The following is a 17,444-nucleotide window of genomic DNA, read 5'->3' as shown; positions in this document are numbered from 1 at the left end:
ATGGCCGGCGTCCCGATCGAGCGGATCATCAAGGCGGCGGTGGATCGCGGCGCCTCCGACCTGCACATCAAGGCGGGCGACGTTTTCCGCGCCAGGATCGACGGCACCCTGGTCCCGCTCACCAAGCAGCGGCTGACGCCGGAACAGACCCGCGCCGCCGCACTCAAGCTGGTTGCGAGCGACGACGATCGGGCCCGGCTCGACGAGCTGACCGACTACGACTGCTCGTGGGGCTTGCCCGGCGTAGGACGCTTCCGGGTCAATCTGCTGCGGCAGCGCTCGTCATTCATGATCGTGATGCGGGTCATTCCCTTCGGAATTCCGACGTTGGAGCAACTCGGCCTGCCCGACTCGCTCCGGGGACTGGCGGAAGCTCCGCACGGTCTGGTGCTGGTCACTGGCGTGAGCGGCAGCGGTAAGAGCAGCACCATTGCCGCCATGGTGCACCACCTCAATCAGACCCAGCAGCGTCACATCGTGACGATCGAGGATCCGATCGAGTTTCTTCACCGCGACTTCAAGTCGTCGGTGACGCAGCGTGAGGTGGGCATCGACACGGTGTCGCTCAGCGTCGGCGTCCGCGCCGCGCTGCGTCAGGATCCGGACGTGATCATGGTGGGCGACGTCCACGACAGCGAGACGCTCGAGACCGCCATCAAGGCGGCCGAGACCGGCCGGCTGGTCATTGGCGCCATGCCAACACCTGACGTGATGACCACGATCGGGCAGTGCTTCGCCATGCTGCCGCGCGAGGAGCGCGACATCGGCCGGATCCGGTTCTCGTCGGTCATCTCGGCCATCGTGTCGCAACAGTTGCTGCCCAAAAAGGACGATTCCGGACGCGTGGTGGCGGCGGAGATCATGATTGCGACGCGGGCCATTCGAGATGCGCTGAAGGACCCGGCCAAGGTCGTCGAGGTCAAGACGCAGATGACGCGTGGCTACGGCAAGAGCGGCATGCAGACCTATGAGCAACACCTGACCGAGCTGGTCAAGGCAAACGTGATCTCGGCCGAGACGGCCAAGGCGCTCGGGGTGAGCGAAGGGACGGCGCCCGCGGGCGCGAAAGGGAAGCGTTGATGTTCGGACCGGATTGTCGGTGTCTCGTAGTCGTCGGATCGCAATGGGGTGATGAGGGCAAGGGCAAGCTCGTCGACGTGATTGCGGAGCGAGCGGATATCGTCGCGCGCTATCAGGGCGGAGCCAATGCGGGTCACACCGTCGTGATCGGAGATTCGCAGTTTATCCTGCGGCTGATTCCGAGCGGAATCCTGCACACGACGACAGTCTGCGTGCTGGGCAACGGCGTGGTGATCGATCCAGAGAGTTTCCTCGGTGAGCTCGACGGTCTGGCCGAACGCGGCATCGATGTGAGCGGTCGGGTGCTGGTGTCCGATCGGGCCCATCTGGTGCTGCCGTATCACAAGCTGCTCGATCTGGCCGAAGAGCGGCGGCAGAATATCGGAACCACCAAGCGCGGCATCGGGCCTGCCTACGAGGACAAGTACGGTCGTCGGGGTATCCGGATCGGCAACCTGCGCAACGTGACCGAGGCCGAGGCCCTGCTGGCGGCGCGGATCAACCGTGCCAACGAGTTGCTGGCCCTGGCCGGGATGGAGGAGCGCGCCTCGTTTGCCGAGCATGCCGAGCTGCTCCGCCGGGTGGCGCCGCGCCTGGTGCCGATGACCGCCGATACTGGTGCGCATCTCTATCGGGCCCTCAAGAGTGGCAGCAGCGTCCTGCTCGAAGGGGCGCAGGGCGCCCTCCTCGATGTCGATCACGGGACCTACCCGTTTGTGACGTCCTCGAACACGACGGCCGGCGGAGCTGCAGTCGGGGCGGGCATTGGCCCGACGCTGGTCGATCGCGTGCTGGGCGTCGTGAAGGCGTATACGACCCGGGTTGGTAACGGTCCGCTGCCGACCTTGGCCGACGAGGCGCTGGAGGAAGAGCTGCGTCAGGTCGGGCATGAGTTCGGGGCGGTGACCGGCCGTCCTCGCCGGTGCGGCTGGTTCGATGCGGTCGTGGTTCGCTACTCGGCGCGGGTCAACGGGCTCACGGACCTGGCCGTCACCAAGCTCGACGTGCTGGACGGCTTCGATCAGATTCCGATCGGCGTGGGCTACGAGCTGGATGGCGAGCGGATGGACGAGATGCCGTCCGACGTGACCGTGCTGGGTCGGATCAAGCCGGTCTACGAGACCATGCCCGGCTGGCGGGCGTCCACCGGCGGCGCCCGTGCGATGGCCGACCTGCCGAAGGCTGCGCGGGCGTATCTCTCCCGGCTGGAAGAACTTGCAGGGGTGCCGATCAAGTACGCCAGTGTCGGGACGCGGCGGGATCAAATCATCGACGTCTGATCCGGCGCGCTGCGGTCGACGCGATGAGGGGGACGGTGCCTGCGCGCCGTCCCCCTCATCGTTTCCTCAGTTGCTGCGCCGGTTGGTCTTGCTCAGCGCGACTGCAGTTCCTTGAAGTAGGTTGCGATGCCCGTCTGATTGAGCCAGACGGGGTCCACTTCGTAGTACCGGCTCTTGAGATAGCGGCCGGTCGTTGGGAAGTACGGCGGCGGGTTGGTGGCGCCGCAGGGGTCATAGGTGTGGCCGGAGGCCCAGCCGTAGCCGGTGCCGTCGCCGTAGGTGCGGAAGCCGCCCCAGTCCATTCTGGCGTAGGCAATGCCGCCCGAGATCCGGATGCACCCTGCGCGGGCACCGCCGCAGGTTTCGTTGGCGCTGGCCGGAATGGCGGGGCTGCCGGTCGGGCCGTCGTAGCCGGGCGTGTTATGAGTGCCACTTGGTGCCATGTCACTGCCGAAGTTGGTCAGCGTCAGCAGGAACATGTGGTAGCTCTCGTCCGCCGGCGTGTCGTCGAACCCGCCAATCCAGGTCCCTCCAACCCGGAAGGGGGTCTGGAGATTGTTGTCCTGCGTGATGATGCCCTGTACGGCGAGGGCGCCGAAGATGTCCCCTGTCTCGCTGCAGTTCGTGCCAGGCGGGGTCCAGTAGGTGAAGTCGTCCTGGAGATTGATGAGCCCCGTCGACACTACAGAGACTCTGCCCCGGAGTCGACCGCTGATGGCCACGTCGCCGGTCACGTAGATCACGCCCTTGAAGTCCGGGTTCTTGCCCAGCGGGATCCAGTACTCAGCGTCGCCACCGCTGGCAATCGTGTTGCGCACGGCGGTGACGGAAGGATGCGCACCGAGCCGCCTCCGGATCCACCGGCCGCCGTTGGTGCCGAGCCCGGTATTGGCTGTGGTCGAGTCCGGCAGCAGGGTGTCGCCGGTGGCGGCCCGGAAGAGGCGAGGATCGCCGCCGAGGAAGCAGCGACGATTGACGTAGCTTCCGCTGGAGCCGTTCAATGCGCCTCGCACGGCGTCGCGCTTTTGGTTGTTGGTGCCGGCGGTATTGTCCCAGATCCAGCGGGCGCTGCGGAACGCCCCGCTCGATGTCCCCGCGTAGGCGCCGCAGTTGGGTGAGTTGATGTTGGGATCGGTGTCGAGGCTGACGCCGGTCACGCTCCCGGGAACCGAGATCCATCTGCGTCCGTTCACATACGCCAGTGAAGCATCGGTGAGATTGTTGCAGCGAAAGACCCGAACGTATCCCTCATCCCACTGGATGATCCCGTCCCCGTTCGAATCGAGGACCTGGAAGTCGAGCCTGGTGCACGGCTTGTTGGTGCCGATGTTGCCGCCGGCGATATCATAGTCACCGCCGGTGGCATCGGCTTCACGGGCATACTGTTGCATCAGCCCGAGCTGCGCAGCTGTTGGCCAGGGCAGTGCCGGTGCGCCGGTCGTATAGCCGCGAGTAAAGTTGCCGGATGACGGATTGATGATCGAGCCGACGACCGAGACTTCACCGGCGAACAATGTCTTCGGGGAAGTGCACCCGGCCTGGATTCGCAGGTCGTCGTTCGAGTGGAGGGGCCCGGTAATAGACGAACCGCAGCCGTACGGAATCGTGCTGGTGTAGTCGTTGATGGCGACGGCAAACCGCGACCACGATTCCTGGGCAAACAATCCGCGGCGCGCCGCCACGGCGCCACGCGGGTCGTTGATAACGGACAGCACGCTCATATAGTTGCTGCCATACTGCCCTGAGGTGGCCGGTCCGCCGGTCCGCCCGCCCGTCTTCCCGGCGTACACCGTGCGAGTGTATCCGGTAATCACGTTGCCGCTGGCATCATGGATCACGCTGGCCGGTGTGATCGTGATGTACCCCGTATCGGGGAGGAGTGTCAGCACGCGATTGATCGAATCCCGCGCGATTTCGAGGCCGGCATCGGCCAGCGAGTGGAGGGCGGCCTCCCGGGCGGCAAAGCGCGAGGTCAGCCCGCTGGCGCCGGCAATCATCACGCCGCCGATGGCCATCGCGGCCACGGCCATCGTGATCAGCAGGGTCAGGATCAGCGCGACACCGCGTTCGTTGCGGATCAGCTGGGTCGTGGGCATGCCTGGTCTCCTTCTCATGGCGCAACCGCCGTCGTCGAGATCACGGTGGACGAACTGGGCGTGCAGTCCTGCGCGATGACGCCGAATCGGTAGGTTTCCCCCGAGGCGAGCCCGCCGATCGGGGTCTGGTACGTCAACAGACTGTCTGCCGGTACGAGGATCAGCGGGTCCCGCCAGACGGTTGCTGTGTCCGGTCGGACGTAGACGACGTACTGACGCACGTCGAACTCGCCTCCGCCGTGGTCGGGTGACCGGGTCCAGCGAAGGTGAACGATGGCTGCGCCCGTCGTGTCGGCAATCGTCGTAACGCTTGCCGGTGGAAGCGGTGACCGGCCACAGACGACCGGGCTCGGCAACCCGTTGTTGGGCACCTGGATCAGCTGCGAGAAGTCCCGAGTCCGTTCCTCCGCACCGGTCTTGCCATTGGAGATGCGGAGGTTGATCCGAACGGCCCGAACACTGTCCGGTCGCACGGCGTTGGAACTGTCCGCCGAGCTGAAGGTCGATTCCAGAACCCGACGCCGCAGGGGAAGGTCGGCTCCGGCTGCGATCACGAGATTCGGAACGCCCACGGTTCGGCGGTCGAGAAAGTACTGGAAGAACGGGCGCCCGGGATACGCCAGAATGTTGCGGGCAATGTATTCCGGCTGGCCGTTGTTGGTGCGCTCCCAGAGCACATAGTCGTCCCCGCGCGCCGTCGTCGTGTCCGGAGCCAGCCAGAAGATCTTGGTTTCAGCAGGGCTTGGCAGGCCGTTGCCCAGGACGAACGTTTTCGGTGGGTACGTAATGACCGTGTTGGGAATGGTCGAAGCGTTCTCGACCCGCCATACCATCGCGTCTTCGGCCGGGATCGATGGGTTCCAGTTGACGGCCCAGCGAAAATCGGTGGTGTCGGTCTCGGTAAAGTCGGTATTGAACGCAACGACGTCGTTGCCTCCGTAGACCAGCATCGGCTGTTCGCCGGTGACGCCAGCGCCCAAGGTGCGCAGAATCCGCTCCACATGGGTCACGGAAAAGCGCGCGTTCTGGAGCACGTCGATGCTCTCGTTGCCCCGGGCAAAGCTGCGACTCTGCGTCTGAAAGAACATTACGGTCGTTCCCATGACCAGCGTCAGGACGACCAGCGTGATCAGCAGTTCGACCAGCGAGAAGCCGGCCGTGCTGCGCAAACGAACCGAACCGCGAGTGCTCGTCATGGGCGTGCGATCACGGCGGTGAGACGCACCGTGTCCCTGCTGATACCGTTGGTCGCAAAGACCCGAACCGTCACGGTGGTTCGGTCGCGGGCGGGGTTGCCGCTCTGATCACGGACAACCGTGGTGGTGCGGCGCACGCTGGGGTACCGTGGGAATCCCGTGGTGTCGGCGCTGGCACCGGTGCCGTAAAGGGTCGTGAGCGTGGTGTACCGGGGGTCGGCGCGGACCAGCTCGAGTCGCTCTTTGGCAATGCTTGTCATGCTCGAAAGCAGCGTGGCCGTCGAGGTGGAATGCTGATACTTCGCCATAAACTGCCCGAGGCCGGTGACCGCGATCGTCAGCACGACGACGGCAATGAGTACCTCGATCAGCGTGAAGCCGTCACGTTTCATCGTCACATCCTCGCGACCCAGCTGCCATTCAGATACGAGAACGACGAGGCGCGCCCCGTCGCACGCGTGATGACCAGCGCACGGGCGTCCTTGTTGTTGCCGCCCGCAACCCCGCGAATCGAATTGAGAAACACCGCCCCCGACTGGCTCGCACTGCCGTCGCGGCGGAAGATGATCTGGGTGAGCTCGTTGTCCGGGGCGGGCGCCGGAAGGGCCGGGGCGCTGTTCCGCTCGAAATTGAGACCCGCTTCGAGCTGGAGGACTCGGCGGCGCTCATTGGAAGAGAAGATGCCGTCGTTGTTGGCATCCTCGTCCACGATGATCCGCCGGTTGGCGCGATCGATGGTGACCTGGACGTTGTGCTGGAGGCTGACTGCCAGCCGCTGGGCGTACGACAACTGCATCGCGACCTGACGCACCTCGCCGTTGACCCGATATGCCATCCAGTCGAGGCGGGGCACGGCCAGGGCCGCGATGATACCAAGAATGACGACCACCGTAAGCAACTCGCCGAGCGAGTAGCCGCGCCGATCCGCCAACAGCGAACGAAATTGCATCCGACCCTCTCCAGCAGTCCGGGAAACCCGTGAATCACGGGCTGGCCCGTAGGATACCTGTCCCACGGCAAAGTCCAAGCCAGCCGGTCGGGTCGGCTAAGTCGTTGCCCTGACGCATTCTCCCTCCTGGACCCCGGAACGACCCTCCCTCACCCGGCCCCGTTTCTGGCATCCTGCTGCGCGCAAATTATTGCTTGCCTGTGGGTTAGCTCACCTCTAATATTCGCCACCCGCCGGTCGCTCCCGGGAGCCGCCGGACCTGATTCTCCAGTTACCGCAGACCCGACTCATGGCCGCCCCCCCGTTGATGGACAAGCTGGTTTCCCTCTGCAAGCGCCGCGGATTCGTTTTTCAGTCGTCCGAGGTCTACGGTGGACTGGGCTCGGTCTGGGACTACGGCCCGCTCGGCGTCGAGCTCAAGCGGAACGTCAAGGACAGCTGGTGGCGAGCCTTGGTCCGGTCGCGCGACGACATCGAGGGTCTCGATGCCGCCATCCTGATGCACCCAAAGGTGTGGGAAGCGTCGGGGCATGTGTCTGGCTTCACGGACCCTCTGGTCGATTGCAAGCAGTGCCGCAACCGGTTCCGGGCCGATGATCCGCGGATCAAGGGGACCCCAGGACAGCCGGACGGGCAGTGCCCCGCCTGCGGCACCAAGGGCAACCTGACCGAGCCGCGGCTCTTCAACCTGATGTTCAAGACCTTCATGGGGCCGGTCGAGGAACAGGCGGCCGTGGTCTACCTCCGACCAGAAACGGCGCAGGGGATCTACGTCAATTACCTGAACGTCCTCAACAGCTCTCGGCAGCGGATTCCGTTCGGAATCGCCCAGATCGGCAAGGCGTTCCGCAACGAGATTACCCCGGGCAACTTCATCTTCCGGACTCGCGAGTTCGAGCAGATGGAAATGCAGTTCTTCGTGAAGCCGGGAACGGACGACGAGTGGTTCGAGCGCTGGCGAGTGCTTCGGATGGCGTGGCACTGCGAAATCGGGCTGCGGTCGGACAAGCTGCGCTGGCACGAGCACGGCCCCACGGAGCTGGCCCACTATGCTCGCGCCGCCTACGACATCGAGTATGAGTTTCCCTTCGGCTGGCACGAAATCGAGGGAATCCACAACCGGACCGACTTCGACTTGCGGCGCCACCAGGAGCACTCCGGCAAGAAGCTGGAATACTTCGAGCAGAAGAGCGGCGATCGCTTCCTCCCGTATATCGTCGAAACGTCGGCGGGCGCCGATCGGGTCACCCTGGCTCTCCTGGCTGATGCCTATCACGAGGAGGAAGTCGACGGCGACACCCGGGTGGTGATGCGATTCCATCCCGTGATGGCGCCGATCAAGGCGGCGGTACTGCCGCTCGTCAACAAGGACCGGATGCCGGAGACGGCCACCGAGCTGTACAACGATCTTCGCCGCAACTTGCCGGTGTTCTATGACGACAGCGGAGCGATCGGTCGTCGCTACCGGCGGATGGACGAGATCGGAACCCCGTTCAGCATCACGGTCGATGGCCAGACCGCCGAAGACGGGCAGGTGACCGTGCGACACCGTGACACCATGCAGCAGGAGCGGATCGCGCTGGCGCAGGTGCGCGAGTACCTGCACGAACGGCTCTAAGCCCGCATGACGCTGGCCGAGTTCGAGGGGCTGGTGGCCTCGCTTGCTGAGCAGATTCCGGAAGAGTTTCTGTCCGGGATCGCCGAGATCGTGGTGTCGCCTCGCACGGTGACGCACCCCGATCGCCAGGAGATCTACACCCTGGGCGAGTGCATTGCCCTGCCGACCACGACCGATGCCCCCGAGGCCACCCACAGCCGTGTGGTACTGTACTACGGTTCCTTTGCCGCCCTGGCCCGGGATCGGGAGGATTTCAACTGGCAGGAGGAGGCCTGGGAAACCCTGACCCACGAAATCCGCCACCATGTCGAGTGGCGGGCCCGGGAGCCCAGTCTCGAGTGGCTCGACGAGGCGGTGGAACAGAACTACGCCCGCATGGCCGGCGAGCCGTTCGACCCGACCTTCTATCGTGACGGCGAGGCCGAGGGCGGCGGGCTGTTCCGGCTCGAGGATGATTACTTTATGGAGGTCGAGCGGGAGGAAGCCGGGGGGCTGTTCCGCTTCGTCTGGGCCGACCGACGGTACCGGGTCGACCTGCCGTCCGATCTGCGCCCCCCGGCGTTTCTGTCGGTGCAGGGACTCGAGGCGCCACCCCCAGGGGAGTTCGTCCTCGTCGTGGTGCGTCCCGCCCGGCTGATGGATGTCATCCGGACGCCGGTGGCCGATCAGCGGGACATTTGGGCAGAGCTGGATTGAAGGAGGCGGCAGGCATGACGCGGAACTTCTGGACGGCAGGTGTGATGCTCGCGGCGCTTGCGACCAGCGGCGTGACGGCGCAGCAGCAGAAGTATCAGGTTGGCATCGTCAGCGAGTCGGGCGACATCGTGACCTGGTTCCGCCCGGACGGCCCCAAGCTGATCGTCGATCGGGTCGTGCCGGTCGGGATCAAGCCCGCCGATATCGACGGGCCGCACGGCATTGCGATGGCGCCCGACATGAAGTCGTACTTCGTGAGCGTGGCCCACGGGGTACCTTTCGGAACCCTCTGGCAGTTCGACGCGGCAACCGATCAGTTCATGGGCAAGGCGCTTGCCGAGCATTTCCCGACTACCATTTCGGTGACGCCCGACAACGAATTCGCCTTCGTGGCCAATTCCGATTTCCACGGCGACCGACCGCGGGTCAATGTCATATCCGTGGTACACGTGCCGAGCATGACCAAGATCTTCGATCTGCCTGCCTGCGACATGCCGCATGGAATGCGCGTCAATCATGCCGGCACGCGGGCCTATGCGACCTGCATGCACAGCGATGAGATCCTGGAAATCGATGTCAATACGTTTGCGATTGCCCGCCGGGTTCGGACGGGCAAGGGCCATACCATGGCTGGTGCGCCGGCGGCGGGGCACCCCGCCGGTCACGCCGGACACGATGCGTCTCATGCCACGCCGCCCGGCGCCGGTGTCGTGGTCGAGCCGCCTGCTGCGCTGATGACCCGGGAATGCGCCGGGACCTATATTTCCGTCTCGGCAGACGACAAGACGCTCTATGTCGCCTGCAACAACGGCAACACCGTCCAGGTCTGGGACGCGGAAACGCTGCAGCTGCGGCGAGAGGTCGCGGTCGGGGCGGGAGCGTACAACCTGGAGCCGTCGCCGGACGGCTCGGTCCTGGTCGTGACGAACAAGAAGGATCAGAGCTTCAGTATCGTCGACACCAAGACTTGGACCGAAACCGCCCGGGTCAAGACGACCAAGAAGATCGTCCACGGCGTCGTGTTTTCACCGGACGGGAAGTACGCCTACGTGTCGCAGGAGTCGATCGGGTCCGACCCGGGCGCCATCGATGTCGTCGACCTCGCCACCCGCAAAGTCGTCAGCACTGTGCCGGTTCCTGCGCAGCCAACCGGCCTCACCATCAGACTGATGTAACGGTAACGACACCCCATGATTCACGAGACGACGACCAGCCTGACGGCCGCCGAAGTGATTGCGCGAGCCAAAGAGTTCTTTGCCGAGCGGGTGCCCAATCAGGCCGCCTATCCCGAGAAGGAAGGGGCCGATTACCTGACGCTTCGCGGCCAGGGCGGGGAGGAAATCGCCCTGGCCATCGTGTCCTCCGACCCGAGCGGTCAGCGGGTGCGGGCGTCCACCCTGCTCTTCGATCAGGCGGTCGGACGCTTCCTCAGCACGTTGCCCGGACGGGCCGCATGACCACCATTCCCGTGCGCGTGACGGTGCTCGATACCTGGGATGAAATCGCACTCAATGTCCCGGCGGACGTCCGGGTGAGCGACGTGAAAGCGCGCGCCCTGGCGCAGGCGAAGGTGCGAACCTCGCCGGATCAGTATCTCGTCAAGTTTCGCGGTGCGGAGGTACCGGAGGGTTCGGCCACCATGGCCGATGCGGGCGTGGTTCCGAACGGCGCCCTGATCGTGCTGCGGCGCCATCGACGGCCGACCCGGTGAGTCTCACGGTCCGCACTGCCCGGTGCCAATGATCGCACCGGTCTTTACCCACTCGCGCTGCCCGGATCACGTCGTTCGCATCGGGCATCCCGAGTCTCCCCGTCGCATCGAAGTCCTGCTCGATCGACTCCGCGGCATCGATGCTGCCGCGGTTCGCGAGGCGGAGCCGGCGGCCCGATCAGTCGTCGAACGGGTGCATCCGGCGGCATATCTCGACCGTCTCGAGGCCATGGCCAGGGCCGGCGGCGGAACGCTCGACGCCGATACCGCGATGAACGAAGCCAGCTTCGAAGCCGCCATGGGGGGCGCCGGAGCAACGCTTGCTGCGCTCGAGTCGGCCCTGGGGGGGCAACCCGCCTTTGCCGCGGTACGCCCCCCGGGGCACCACGCGCTCGCCGATACCGCCATGGGATTCTGCCTGCTCGGCAACGTCGTGATTGCGGCCCGCGAAGCGCAGACCTACGGAATCGAACGCGTGCTGATCGTCGATTGGGACGTACACCACGGCAACGGTACCCAGGCGCTCGTCGAGCAGGATCCTGCCATCCGCTTCATCTCGATGCATCAGTGGCCGCATTGGCCCTTCAGCGGGTCGCGCGACGAGCGGGGCGTCGGCAACGTCACCAACCTGCCGATGCGGGCCGGCCTCCCGGCCGAGGCGTATCTCGAAACGCTCTGGAGCGCGATTCAGCAGGCAACCGACGGCTGGACCCCGGGCGCCATCCTGCTTTCGGCCGGCTTCGACTCGATGCGGGGTGACCTGCTCGGCGGGTTTACCCTGGAGCCCGAGCACTACGCTACCTGGGTCGGCCGGATTCGTACCGCCTTTCCCGAGGTGCCCCTGATGGCCGTGCTCGAAGGCGGCTACGTGCCGCACCGTCTCGCGGACGGCGCTGAAGCCGTCGTCCGCGCCATGGCCTGATCCGACGCCTCGCCGCATTGGCATTGTGTCCACGAACGGATACAATTCACGCCGTTCGTGGAACCCCTGACCACCCTTCATTGGCGCCGTAACCGAGAGGCTTTCCCGTGGCCCGCCTGCGCATTCAGACCGAAATCCTGACCCTCAAGACCAAGTACCCCTTCAAGATTGCCCGGAGCAGCCGGGACACCAATCGGACCATTCTCGTCAAAGTCATCGACAGCGACGGGCTCGAGGGATGGGGTGAAGTGACGCCGGTGGCCTTCTACGGCGAGACGGTCGAGACGGCGCTGGCGGCCATCGACGCCTACGCGAGCGTGATGCCCGAAAACGCCTTCCACCTGGAAGACGCCGAGCGCACGCTCGAGGCGTTCGTCACCGACAACAACTCGGTCCGCGCGGCAATCTCCACCGCGCTGCACGACCTGGTCGGCAAGCGGCTCGGCGTGCCGCTCTATCAGCTCTGGGGGCTCGATGCGGCCAAGGCGCCGAAGTCGACCTTCACGATCGGCATCGACACGGCCGAGATGATCAAGAAGAAGGTCCGGGAGGCCGAGCAGTATCCGATTCTCAAGATCAAGCTGGGGCTCGAAAACGACCTCGAGATCCTTCAGGCCATTCGGGATGTCACCGATCGCGAGTTGCGGGTCGACGCCAACTGCGGCTGGACCCGCAAGCAGACGATCCGGATGCTGCCGATCCTCGAGGAGTACGGCGTGACGGTCCTGGAGCAGCCGCTGGTCCCCAACGACATCGAGGGGCTGGGCCTGATCGCGAAAGCATCCCGGATTCCCCTCATCGTCGACGAGAGCTGCATCACCTCGGCCGATATTCCGCGGCTGGTGGGCATGGTCGACGGCATCAACATCAAGCTGGCCAAGACGGGCAGCCTCCGCGAGGCGATCCGAATGATCGCGATTGCGCGGGCGCATCACATGATGGTGATGGTGGGCTGCATGCTGGAGTCCTCGATTGCGATCACGGCTGCTGCGCACTTCACGCCCCTGGTCGACATCGCCGATCTGGACGGCGCCGCGCTCCTGTCCAATGACCCGTACACCGGTGCCACGATCGACAACGGTCAGATCGTGCTGCCGACCGGCCCGGGGCTCGGGGTCGGCGTTCGCGGCTAGGACGCAGCGGGTCGTGGTGTCGACGGGGGAGCGGCAAGCTTGCCGCTCCCCCGTTCGCGTATCCGTTGCCCGGGTCGTGGCCTTACATTCCCGGCATGGCCGTTGTTTCCCCCTTGGTGCAGGTCGCGCTACCGCTTCCCGTTGCCACGCCGTACACCTACGCCGTCCCGACACCGCTTGCCGATCGGGTCGTCCCGGGTGCCCGGGTGGTGGTGCCGGTTCGTCGACGCGAGATGGTGGGGGTCGTGGTGGGTACCGACGAGGCCCCGCCGGCCGTCCAGCCACGCGAGATTCTGGCGGCGCCGGATGATGAGCCGTCCCTGCCTCCGTCCTTGCTGCGCACGGCTGAGTGGATGGCCGGGTACTACGGGACGCCGTTAGGCCTCACTCTCAAGGCCATGCTGCCGGGTCCGCTCTGGGGCGAGTCGGAGCTGCACCTGATCCGGCTCTCGGATGCGGGTGTGGGTGGCGGCACGGCTGGCGACCTGATCCGCTGGCTCGACCGGAAGGGCGGGCGGGCCTCGATGAGCAGTGCCGCGCGGGCGCTCCAGAAGCCGCTCTGGTCGGTGGCCGATCGTCTGGTGCGCATCGGAGCCATCCGGCTCGATACCGAGAGCCCGCCCGCGGATATCAGCCGTGCCACGGTTCGTGCCTTGGAACTGGCCGAGCCCCGTCTTGGCCTGCTCGAGAGGGACCTCCACTTTGCGCGCCGACCGAGGCGACGCGAGGTCTACGAACTGGTCGAGCAGGCCGGCGCCCCGCTGCCGGTTCCTGACGTCAAAGCCCGACTGGACGTCAGTGCCGCCGTGATCGATGCATTGATCGAGGATGGCCTGGTTCGCATTGTCGAGCTGGAGCAGTATCGCGATCCCTTTGCGGCCATGAGTGTCACGGCGCCCCCGCTGCCCAGCGAGCCGCAGCGCCTGGCCGTCGAGCGGATTGCGGCGCTCGAGCCGGGACAGGATGCGCTGCTGTTTGGCGTGACCGGCAGCGGTAAGACGCTGGTGTATCTGGAGGCCATCAGTCAGGCGGTGGCCGCCGGTCGTGGGGCGATCGTGCTGGTTCCGGAGATCGGCCTGACGCCGCAGACGGTCAGTCGGGTCCGCGGCGTGTTTGGCGATCGCGTGGCGGTGCTGCACAGCGCGCTGTCCGAAGGGGAACGGACCGATGCCTGGCGCGCGCTCAGGCGGGGCGAACGCATGGTCGCGGTCGGGCCGAGGTCGGCGGTCTTCGCGCCGATTCCGTCGCTTGGGTACATCGTGATCGATGAGGAGCACGAGGCTACCTATAAGAACGGCGAGGCGCCCCGGTACCATGCGCGCGACGTGGCGCGGGTGCGTTGCAGGCTCGACGGGGCCCGGCTCGTGCTGGGCAGCGCGACACCAAGCCTCGAAACCGCAGCGGCGCTGGCGCGGACCGATCGGCTCATTCGGCTGCCGGACCGAGTCGGATCCCGCCCGCTCCCCCCCGTCGAGCTGGTCGACCTGAAGACCGCCCCGCAGGTTCAGGGCGTCGGTGGTTTGCCCTGGAGCGTCGCACTCGATGACGCGCTGCGACGAACGGTGGCGCGGGGCGAGCAAGCGCTCCTGCTGCTCAATCGCCGCGGCTTTGCCTCGTTCCTGCAATGCCCGTCGTGCGGTGACGTGGTCACCTGTCCCCACTGCAGTATCTCGCTCACGATACACCGTCACCCGGCCCGACTGCGCTGTCACTACTGCGGTCATCATGCGCCGCTCGAGGAGGCGTGCAAGGCGTGCGGACATCCGACGGTTCGCAGTCGCGGGGTCGGAACGCAGCAGGTCGAACAGGTCGTGGCCGAGCGGGTTCCCGAGGCCCGGGTGGCGCGAATGGATCTCGATACCACGGGGTCCAAGTGGTCGCACCACCGGATCCTCGAGCGGGTCGAAAAGGGGCAGGTCGACATCCTGGTTGGTACGCAGATGGTGGCCAAGGGCATCGACTTCCCCAATGTGACGCTGGTGGGTGTGGTCGACGCGGATGTCGGCTTGCATCTGCCCGATTTCCGCGCCGCCGAGCGAACCTTTCAGCTGATTACGCAGGTGGCCGGGCGGGCAGGGCGGGGACCCAAGGGCGGGCGCGTGCTGGTGCAGACGCGGAACCCGGATCATCCCGCGCTGCGACTGGCGGCGCATCACGATACCGAGGCGTTCTGGGCCATGGAGCGGGCCGCGCGCGAGGATCCGCCCTACCCGCCGAGCCTCTCGCTGGTCAATATCGTGGTGTCGGGAACGTCGGAAGGGTTGGTGTCCCGGACCGCATCCCGCATTGCCGACTGGGTGGCAGCGTTGGTCGACCGCCATCAGTTGCCGGTCCAGGTGCTCGGCCCCGCGCCGTGCCCGGTCGAGAAGGTCAAGGATCGCTACCGGTGGCATGCTGTCCTCAAGGGGCCCGAAGGCGCGCTGGGACGAATCGTCAGGTACGCAGCACCGCGACTGGCCGGAACGGCACGGGTTCGGGTTACCATCGATCGCGATCCGGTCTCGATGCTCTGAGCCACCAACTCGACGTCAGCGTGGTCTCAGCGACGCCTCCAGGCCTGCATAGAACCAGCGCCCCGGCGCCGGCTCGTAGACGCGGCCGCCGAAACCGTTGACGGTCACCGAAGCCACATAGCGGCGGTTCCAGAGGTTGGAAACGCCCACGAACGGCGCCATGCCGAGCCCGCCCCCGGCGCCGGCTGCCGCCCGCAGCCGGATCGATGTAATGCCCAGACCCCAGCCATCCGCAGCGAGCGTGTTGCGGTCGTCGGCGTAGATCTGCGAGGTGAGCTGCTGATCCCATTCGACCAGGAGGGGCCCCGCGTTGGCAGTCAGGACACCACGGAAAAGGTGGCGCGGAATGCCCGGGACCAGATTGCCGTCGAGTGAGACCTGCGTCGCGCCGTCGCGCAGCAGGTAGCGACTGAAGCGGGCGTCGGTGTGGCTGTAGCTGAGCTGCGCGGCAAGCCATGGCGCCGGCTGCCAGGCCGCCCCGATTTCCAGACCGCGGATCGTCAGCCGGGCGGCGTTCTCGAAATAGGCGCGCCCGTCCTGTTCACGGGCCTGAACCAATGCGTCGCGAACTGCGGAGCGATAGACCGCAAGGTGCGCCGCGATCGTGCCACTGGTGCGGAGCCCCGCCTCCGTGCTCAGCGTGCGCTGGGGTCCCAGGTCGCGATTGAAGCCGATGGTGCCGTTGGCCTGATTGACCAGTTCCGTGGTGGTCGGGGTTTCGAAGGCGCTGGCAACCGTGGCATAGCCTACCAGCCCGGCCGAGAGGGCGTAGCTGGCTCCGACACTGCCGCTGAAGGCGCCCATCACGTTCCGGCCCGACTGATCGACTCCGTCGGCGAGGTGCCGATCGGCCACGCGGAAGGCGACCCGGTCGTAGCGGGTTGCGGTCGAGACCGTCAGCCCGGCCGCCGGCTCGAGATGGAGCAGGAGATATGGACCGAATTCGGTGGCCGTCTCACGCTGATCGGCTACGATCGTGTCGGTGGGAGCTCCTCCGCGAGACCGGCGGTTGGTCCGGTCGTCACGCATCGATTGCAGGTCGATGCCGAAGCCGAGTCGAGTGCCACGTTGATCGATGGCCTGCTGGCCGGACAATCGGATGCCGCCGGCCACCCGGTCAATGGCGCTGAAGGTGCCGACCGTCGGCCCCGCCGGGCCCGGGGGCGCCGTGGCGAGCGGGTTGTCCAGGTCCCGGGTCAGCCCGAAGACCGTCAGATCGGCCCGCCGGCCCCGACCGTTGTCGTGGGTCAGGATGATGCCGGCCTGGTGCTGCCGGACCGCTTTATCGGCGCCGCGCAGAATGTTGTTGCCGGCGGCACTGTCACGGTTGGCGCGCAGCTCGGCGAGCGTCAGCGCCCCGGGGTTCTGAGCTTCGGGGCTGTCGGCGTAGTAGTAGCGCGCCTTGAGCAGCCAGCGAGCATCGAGGACGCGGTTGCCGGTCAGGGTGAGTTGGGTGGCGCTGCTAGTACTCTGCTGTCGCACCCCGCTCGAGGCGTAGCGTGACAGGGCCGCCGATCCGCTCCAGGCGTCGGCGCTTCCGGCGAGCTGACCGGCAATCCGACTGGTGCCGAAACTGCCTCCGCCGGCTCGGACCCGTCCCGACCATCGCTCGGTGGGCAGGGCCGACTCGAACGCGACCACACCGCCGCCGGCATTGCCGTACATGGCCGACGCGGCCCCGAGGAGGACTTCGATCCGATCGACCAGCCCGAGGTCGAGATTGGACAACTGAGTCTGGCCGTCAGGGAGGGTGAGTGGCATGCCATCCAGGAGGACTTTGACGCCGCGGACGCCGAAGTTGGCCCGGGCCCCGGCGCCCCGAATGGCCAGTCGCTGATCCAGTGACGGGTTGAACCGGTTGGCGACATAGACTCCGGGAACGCGGCCGAGCACCTCGTCGAGCCCGTGCTGCAGTTGGGCACTCCGAAGCGTGGCGCTGTCGACCACGAAGACGGTGGCGGGCACGTGCAGCGACCGTTCAGAGGTTCGGGTCACCTGCACCTCGACCGGGGCGAGCCGGGCTGGGCGCAGCGTATCAGGGGCCTCGACCGGGGGAGGCTGAATCCGAACCGGACCCGCCAGCACGAGCCCGGCAAAGAAAGCTGTCAATCCGACCATGCGGGCAAGATAGCGTGCTTGATACGGGGTCGGGGGAGGGCCTATTTTCTCCCGATGGAATACCTCGGGTACTCGCCCGCCTCACGCGTGGTGGAGCAGGTTGCAACCCGCGCGCTCGTCCTTGAATGATCA

The 17,444-nt window shown here is 66.1% G+C and carries 15 protein-coding genes; 10 read left to right on the top strand and 5 right to left on the bottom strand.

Features of this window, described 5'->3' with window-relative positions; genetic code table 11:
• Together KF785_04725 and KF785_04720 are read left to right on the top strand one after the other, a co-directional pair.
• Complete coding sequence (locus tag KF785_04725; GenBank protein ID MBX3146050.1) at positions 1 to 1,080, top strand: PilT/PilU family type 4a pilus ATPase; 1,080 nt, start codon at positions 1 to 3, stop codon at positions 1,078 to 1,080.
• Positions 1,080 to 2,360: an adenylosuccinate synthase gene (locus KF785_04720; protein MBX3146049.1), complete on the top strand. Its 1,281-nt coding sequence runs from the start codon at positions 1,080 to 1,082 to the stop codon at positions 2,358 to 2,360. Before KF785_04725 ends, KF785_04720 begins: the two co-directional genes overlap by 1 nt.
• A gap of 92 nt (positions 2,361 to 2,452) precedes the next feature.
• Here KF785_04720 and KF785_04715 read toward each other — a convergent pair whose 3' ends face one another.
• The 4 genes from KF785_04715 to KF785_04700 are packed head-to-tail and all read right to left on the bottom strand — an operon-like array spanning position 2,453 to position 6,601.
• Entirely contained in the window at positions 2,453 to 4,456 is a 2,004-nt protein-coding gene (locus KF785_04715) for a hypothetical protein (GenBank protein MBX3146048.1), read from the bottom strand.
• 14 nt (positions 4,457 to 4,470) lie between these two features.
• Positions 4,471 to 5,652, bottom strand: a complete 1,182-nt coding sequence (locus tag KF785_04710; GenBank protein ID MBX3146047.1) for a fibronectin type III domain-containing protein — start codon at positions 5,650 to 5,652, stop codon at positions 4,471 to 4,473.
• Positions 5,649 to 6,044 carry a prepilin-type N-terminal cleavage/methylation domain-containing protein gene (locus KF785_04705; GenBank protein ID MBX3146046.1) on the bottom strand — a complete coding sequence of 132 codons (396 nt, stop codon included), beginning with the start codon at positions 6,042 to 6,044 and terminating at the stop codon, positions 5,649 to 5,651. Before KF785_04705 ends, KF785_04710 begins: the two co-directional genes overlap by 4 nt.
• A 2-nt stretch (positions 6,045 to 6,046) precedes the next feature.
• On the bottom strand, positions 6,047 to 6,601 hold the full coding sequence (locus KF785_04700; GenBank protein MBX3146045.1) for a GspH/FimT family pseudopilin: 555 nt from the start codon (positions 6,599 to 6,601) through the stop codon (positions 6,047 to 6,049).
• A 307-nt stretch (positions 6,602 to 6,908) separates the two neighbouring features.
• Between KF785_04700 and KF785_04695 the strand changes: the two genes are divergently transcribed.
• The 8 genes from KF785_04695 to priA all read left to right on the top strand — a co-directional run bounded on the left by KF785_04695 (position 6,909) and on the right by priA (position 15,194).
• Complete coding sequence (locus KF785_04695; GenBank protein MBX3146044.1) at positions 6,909 to 8,219, top strand: glycine--tRNA ligase; 1,311 nt, start codon at positions 6,909 to 6,911, stop codon at positions 8,217 to 8,219.
• A gap of 6 nt (positions 8,220 to 8,225) precedes the next feature.
• Complete coding sequence (locus KF785_04690; GenBank protein MBX3146043.1) at positions 8,226 to 8,915, top strand: metallopeptidase family protein; 690 nt, start codon at positions 8,226 to 8,228, stop codon at positions 8,913 to 8,915.
• 14 nt (positions 8,916 to 8,929) lie between these two features.
• Positions 8,930 to 10,090: a YncE family protein gene (locus KF785_04685; GenBank protein ID MBX3146042.1), complete on the top strand. Its 1,161-nt coding sequence runs from the start codon at positions 8,930 to 8,932 to the stop codon at positions 10,088 to 10,090.
• A 15-nt stretch (positions 10,091 to 10,105) separates the two neighbouring features.
• Complete coding sequence (locus KF785_04680) at positions 10,106 to 10,372, top strand: hypothetical protein (protein MBX3146041.1); 267 nt, start codon at positions 10,106 to 10,108, stop codon at positions 10,370 to 10,372.
• Positions 10,369 to 10,626, top strand: coding sequence for a hypothetical protein (locus KF785_04675; GenBank protein MBX3146040.1), 258 nt, complete (start codon positions 10,369 to 10,371; stop codon positions 10,624 to 10,626). The genes KF785_04680 and KF785_04675 overlap by 4 nt, the downstream gene beginning before the upstream one ends.
• Positions 10,627 to 10,654: 28 nt before the next feature.
• Positions 10,655 to 11,548 carry a histone deacetylase gene (locus tag KF785_04670; GenBank protein ID MBX3146039.1) on the top strand — a complete coding sequence of 298 codons (894 nt, stop codon included), beginning with the start codon at positions 10,655 to 10,657 and terminating at the stop codon, positions 11,546 to 11,548.
• A 107-nt stretch (positions 11,549 to 11,655) separates the two neighbouring features.
• Positions 11,656 to 12,681, top strand: a complete 1,026-nt coding sequence (locus tag KF785_04665; GenBank protein MBX3146038.1) for a dipeptide epimerase — start codon at positions 11,656 to 11,658, stop codon at positions 12,679 to 12,681.
• A 95-nt stretch (positions 12,682 to 12,776) separates the two neighbouring features.
• Positions 12,777 to 15,194, top strand: coding sequence for a primosomal protein N' (gene priA, locus KF785_04660; GenBank protein ID MBX3146037.1), 2,418 nt, complete (start codon positions 12,777 to 12,779; stop codon positions 15,192 to 15,194).
• A gap of 15 nt (positions 15,195 to 15,209) precedes the next feature.
• Here priA and KF785_04655 read toward each other — a convergent pair whose 3' ends face one another.
• Complete coding sequence (locus KF785_04655) at positions 15,210 to 17,312, bottom strand: TonB-dependent receptor (protein ID MBX3146036.1); 2,103 nt, start codon at positions 17,310 to 17,312, stop codon at positions 15,210 to 15,212.
• Positions 17,313 to 17,444: the final 132 nt, after the last annotated feature.

Source organism: Gemmatimonadales bacterium (assembly GCA_019637315.1).
Taxonomy (GTDB): domain Bacteria; phylum Gemmatimonadota; class Gemmatimonadetes; order Gemmatimonadales; family GWC2-71-9; genus SHZU01.
The sequence above is the reverse complement of the archived record's forward strand: the minus strand, read 5'-3'. Positions and strand labels throughout refer to the sequence as shown.

Bases quoted from the DNA above. Each gene is read 5' to 3' on its own strand.
- KF785_04725 (MBX3146050.1), top strand. From the start codon at position 1: ATGGCCGGCGTCCCGATCGAGCGGATCATCAAGGCGGCGGTGGATCGC.
- KF785_04720 (MBX3146049.1), top strand. From the start codon at position 1,080: ATGTTCGGACCGGATTGTCGGTGTCTCGTAGTCGTCGGATCGCAATGG.
- KF785_04715 (MBX3146048.1), bottom strand. From the start codon at position 4,456: ATGCCCACGACCCAGCTGATCCGCAACGAACGCGGTGTCGCGCTGATC.
- KF785_04710 (MBX3146047.1), bottom strand. From the start codon at position 5,652: ATGACGAGCACTCGCGGTTCGGTTCGTTTGCGCAGCACGGCCGGCTTC.
- KF785_04705 (MBX3146046.1), bottom strand. From the start codon at position 6,044: ATGAAACGTGACGGCTTCACGCTGATCGAGGTACTCATTGCCGTCGTC.
- KF785_04700 (MBX3146045.1), bottom strand. From the start codon at position 6,601: ATGCAATTTCGTTCGCTGTTGGCGGATCGGCGCGGCTACTCGCTCGGC.
- KF785_04695 (MBX3146044.1), top strand. From the start codon at position 6,909: ATGGACAAGCTGGTTTCCCTCTGCAAGCGCCGCGGATTCGTTTTTCAG.
- KF785_04690 (MBX3146043.1), top strand. From the start codon at position 8,226: ATGACGCTGGCCGAGTTCGAGGGGCTGGTGGCCTCGCTTGCTGAGCAG.
- KF785_04685 (MBX3146042.1), top strand. From the start codon at position 8,930: ATGACGCGGAACTTCTGGACGGCAGGTGTGATGCTCGCGGCGCTTGCG.
- KF785_04680 (MBX3146041.1), top strand. From the start codon at position 10,106: ATGATTCACGAGACGACGACCAGCCTGACGGCCGCCGAAGTGATTGCG.
- KF785_04675 (MBX3146040.1), top strand. From the start codon at position 10,369: ATGACCACCATTCCCGTGCGCGTGACGGTGCTCGATACCTGGGATGAA.
- KF785_04670 (MBX3146039.1), top strand. From the start codon at position 10,655: ATGATCGCACCGGTCTTTACCCACTCGCGCTGCCCGGATCACGTCGTT.
- priA (MBX3146037.1), top strand. From the start codon at position 12,777: ATGGCCGTTGTTTCCCCCTTGGTGCAGGTCGCGCTACCGCTTCCCGTT.
- KF785_04655 (MBX3146036.1), bottom strand. From the start codon at position 17,312: ATGGTCGGATTGACAGCTTTCTTTGCCGGGCTCGTGCTGGCGGGTCCG.